Source organism: Clostridioides sp. ES-S-0049-02 (assembly GCF_020658465.1).
In the GTDB taxonomy this organism is placed as follows: domain Bacteria; phylum Bacillota; class Clostridia; order Peptostreptococcales; family Peptostreptococcaceae; genus Clostridioides.
Window position 1 is genome coordinate 1 of the sequence record NZ_JACVWG010000033.1, and the last position, 4,928, is coordinate 4,928.

A 4,928-nucleotide genomic window follows, 5' to 3' on the forward strand; every position below is an offset into this window, starting at 1 on the left:
CCATATGTTTGGTCAAAAGGCATATTGTGTATTAAATTCACCTTATATATATTTCCTTCTTTGTGTTCTAATCCTGTTAAATATTTTTGCATTTTATTTCCTCCTAAATTTTAATTATAATAAGCTATTCTTTGTGTTTCATGTGTATTTTTGAATTTTCTTGTTGTATAATCTCTACCTCCTACTATAATATTATCTTTAGAATCTATATCAAGACAATTTAAATAAATTAAATCTTCAGTATAAACAAAAAAATTCCAGAACTCGCTTCCATTAGAAGAGATTTTTCTTAAACTTTTATCCCAACTCCCACTATAAATATTGTCTTGTTGGTCTACACATAAGCAATTAACATTTTCAGTATGTCCTATAAAACTCCATATCTCAATTCCGCTAGAAGATATTTTCTTTAAACTTTTATCGTGGCTACCACTATAAATATTATCCTTAGAATCAACACAAAGTGAAGCTATACCTTTAGTGTGTCCTGTAAAACTCCATATCTCAATTCCGTCAGAATATATTTTCTTTAGAACACCATTAGAATCTCCACTATAAATATTATCTTGTGAGTCTATGCATATAGAATTTATATAACTTGTATGTCCTGTAAACTCCCATACACCACTACCTTCTTTGGTTATTTTTCTTACTATTTTTCCAGTGCTTGCACTATAAATATTATCTTTAGAATCTACACATACAGCTTTTATAGAAATATCTTCTCTTGGCATAGTATATTTACCAATTTCAACGCCTAATGAAGAAGTTTTCCCAATTGTATTGTCACTGCTACCAGAAATTATATTATTTTGAGAATCTAGGCAAACTGAATATATAGAGTTTGTATGACCTATATATTTCCATATCTCAGTACCTTCTTTCGATATTTTTCTTACAGTTTTATCAATACTTCCACTATAAATATAGTCTTCAAAATCTATACACACTGAGTATACTTCATTAGTATTAATTTTAATATTCCACAATTCAATTGGAAAAGGTAACACCTCTTTCACAATAGTATCTAGTTTAGTTATTTTGTGTATTTCACTTTGATTGTTTTTTGTAACTAAAATACCTAAATTTTGTTGTAGTTTTCTTACAGTAGTATCATTACTTCCACTATAAACATTACTATTAGAGTCTATAGAAACACATCTGACATAATCAGTATGACCTTTAAACTCCCATATTTTTGTGCCAATTGAAGATATTTTCCTTATAATTTTATCTCTACCTCCAATATAGACCGAACCTTCAGAATCTGTGTTGACTGTAAATATATTACTAGTATTTTCATTATATTTCCATATCTCAGTTCCGTTTGAAGATATTTTTCTTATAGATTTATCATCACTACCACTATAGACATTACTATCTAAATCTACACATACTGAATACACACTACTTGTATGACCTGTAAATTTCCATATTTCAGTACCATCAACAGATATTTTTCTTACAGTATTATCATAACTACCACTATATATATTGTTTTGTGAGTCTGCACATACTGAAAAGACATAACTTGTATGACCTGTGAACTTCCATATTTCTATACCACTTTGAGATATTTTTCTTATTGTATAATCATCACTAGCACTATAAACATTTCCATTTAAATCTACGCATACACCTTCAACATACCCTGTATGACCAGTAAATTTCCATATTTCTATACCACTTTGAGATATTTTTCTTACTGTGTAATCATCGCTGGCACTATAAATATTATTTTGTTTGTCAACACATATGGATTTTACTGGTAGTGTATGGCTTGTGAACTCCCACATCTCAGTACCACTTGTTGATATTTTTCTTATTGTACTATCATGACTGCAACTAATTATATTATTATTTAAATCTACACATACTGAATATACTCCACCTGTATGACCTGTAAATTCCCAAACTTCTTCAACATCATCAGGCATATCTGGCATTTGTTTTATACTACTAATATTACTTGCCATAGTTTGAAATGTATCACTACTATTAGTTGGTACTTTTTTGTCAGTAATAGCAGTAGCGATTAATTCCTTTCCATTACTGACAGATTGAAAAAGTTCATTAACTGCATCTGTTAGGGTTTTAGCATTTGTGCTTAATTCGTTTACACCTATTTTTGCATCAATTTTAACACTAGAATAAGTACTATCTAGTGTTGTTATATTATCGTTTATTGTAGCCGTTATAACTTCTTTATTTGTATTACCATTTACAACAGTCACTTTTACATCTATATTACTTTCATTAAAAATTTCTATTGTATTAGAATCAACTACAGTATAAGAATTAGTCATACTTTTCTTAGTTACTTCATCTAGTATCGCTACAAATATATTTTCTGTAACAAGATTATGGTTAACTGTAAGTTTAAAATATTCTCCATCAGCAACCCATTCAGATTCAACATAAGACTTACTAAAGGCTACATTAGTTGCAGCAGAAGTCATCTCAGCTATTTTCTCATTAACCTTCTCAAAGTCATATGTTAACCTTTCCTTTAGAGTGTCTTTTACAATGCCATCAATTGTCTCTCTGGCTTGCATTAACTCACCTCTAGCATCAAGGCTTTCCAATTCACCAAATCTATTCTCAAACTCAGTTATTTTATTGCTAACAGTAGTTTCCATATCCGTCTTAGCAGTATCAACTTCAACTATTTTGTCATCTACTTCTTTTATTTTGTTATCTAATTTTGTAGTACTTTCATCAATACAATCTTCTATATTAGATATAGATTGATTTACTTCATCAAGCTTATAATCAATCTGCTCTTGATTATCTGTAAGTTTATCTTCAAATGTTTTATCATAATAATTAAAAGTATTTTCTGTTCTAGTATCTAAGTCTTGAAATTTTTTATCTGTCTGAGCTTGTACATCAAGCATTTTATCATCAACTATATTATCTATTTCTTCAGACTTGGCATCTATCATTTCATCGAGTTGTAATTGGCAATCAGTTAATTTATCATCAACTTGGATTTGCATGTTTTGAATAGATTCTTCACGATTTTCTTCTTGATTTTGACGTGTTAATTCATTAAACTCTCTATCGTCTTCTTGTATATTTCTTAAGTCTTCATTATAAATTCTAATCTGCTCTGCTTTATCTCTAACTTCTTCATTTCCAAGAATAGTTATTTCAAGTTGTTCAACTCTTTTAGTCAATTCTTTATTGTTCTTTATAATTTCCTCAGCTTGAGATATTAAGACTAATAAGACTCCATACTCATCAGTCGAAGTAATGTCATCATCATTTATCATACCTTCTTCGACTCTATAATAAAGGTTGCTGGTATTAAGTAGGGTACCATCTTTTACAAGAGATAATTGAAATGTATTTATACCAACACTAGATAATGCTTGTCTACTAAGTTCTATTTCTACAACACCATTTTCTGCATCTACAACTTCACATTCACCATTGACTTTAAATCCGTCACTTTTTGTGATGCTAACTAAAACTCTATCATATTCAGATAAATCTATTATTTCATCTTTATTTTTTAGTATTGCTTCAATATAAGCTGTTTTAACATCATTTTCATTGTAAATAAAATAGTCTAGTAATCTTTTGTTTATCCTATAATTACTAAAATCGACTTCTATAGTATGATTCTTTATTTCATAATTTTTCAAAAGTATCACATCCTACTGTTCTTTATTTTGTTTTGCTTCTTCTAACTCTTTTTTAAGATTATTTATTTCTTCTTGTTGTTGCATATTAAGTGCTTTATGTAATATAAGCTCACTATGTAAATTCTTTATTTCTTCTATCGCTATTGTATATGCATTTTGTATATTTACTTCCATTTTATTTCCCTCCTAATTTATTAACTTTCTCATATAATTCACTAACTATCATTTCTAATTCTTCTCTTTTTTGTATATCCTCTTGAAGTGCGGTAGCTACAACTGTTGTATAACCAGATGGACTAAACATTAATCCATTTTCTTCTCCAAAATCATATAGAAATGTTTTTCCAACATAGCTATCTTTAAAATCATTGGCAATAAAACCTATTTGACTATCTGCGAGGGTTCTATCTCTTTCCGCTATATAATCAAATGTTGCAGGCTTAAATTCGTCTCTTATAAAATCTAAGAATGGAGTTGGAATTACACTTGAACGAGACCTATTCTTGATGTCTTTTATGTAAACTATATTCTCTTTAAATTTTTTATCAGATTCACTAAGAGTCGAACGAGAGTATATATGTCTCCATTTATATTGGTCGCATCCAAGGTCGGTTACAGAACGTTCTGGATAAAATGAATAACCTGTATCTGATAATCTTTCTCCATTTGTAAAAGCAAATGTAGCCCCTCCACATCTTATAAAAGTATCATCTTTCTCAACTATAAAATGTTCTTCTCCGTCAACATATATTTCAGCCGTATCATATCCTACCCAAAAATAATTATTACTATCATATTTAAGTCTTATTGCTGATGCTTGACTAGAACCATCAGACTGTCTTGCATCTATTGCAAATCCAGACCGACTGCTTCCAAATAATCGGATTATTGGTTCATGACCAGATGGAGTGGTTAATATATCACATGCGACAGCTCCTTGGTTAACAGTTAAACCAGACCTACTTATAACAACATAATCGGATATATCATTAAATCCAAATTGAATTTTATCAGGTTTAATCCCTACAATTGAGCCACTACCATTTCTAGTGACCATCATTGTTATATCATCTTTAGTTAATTTAATTTGAGCAGCATTTGTTTTAGTTGCACCATCCACTTTTGCTACTTCTAGTTTTATTTCTTTAGCTGTAGCATTTATTTGAGAAAATTCCTCTGAAACACTTCCACCCATACCTTTAAGAAATACACCATCAAGAGTATTTTTTAGTTCATTAACCTTTAAATTATACTTTGCGAATCCATTTGTAACTAGAA

The 4,928-nt window shown here is 29.4% G+C and carries 3 protein-coding genes; all 3 read right to left on the reverse strand.

Annotated elements, in window-relative coordinates; all coding sequences use genetic code 11:
* Positions 1-110: 110 nt before the first annotated feature.
* Entirely contained in the window at positions 111-3,650 is a 3,540-nt protein-coding gene (locus IC213_RS20120; RefSeq protein ID WP_227863561.1) for a BppU family phage baseplate upper protein, read from the reverse strand.
* A 12-nt stretch (positions 3,651-3,662) separates the two neighbouring features.
* Complete coding sequence (locus IC213_RS20125) at positions 3,663-3,824, reverse strand: hypothetical protein (RefSeq protein WP_227436972.1); 162 nt, start codon at positions 3,822-3,824, stop codon at positions 3,663-3,665.
* Position 3,825: 1 nt separating this feature from the next.
* Positions 3,826-4,928: tail fiber domain-containing protein (locus tag IC213_RS20130; protein WP_227863562.1), on the reverse strand; the 1,103-nt coding region annotated here is incomplete at its 5' end.

Bases quoted from the DNA above. Each gene is read 5' to 3' on its own strand.
- IC213_RS20125 (WP_227436972.1), bottom strand. From the start codon at position 3,824: ATGGAAGTAAATATACAAAATGCATATACAATAGCGATAGAAGAAATA.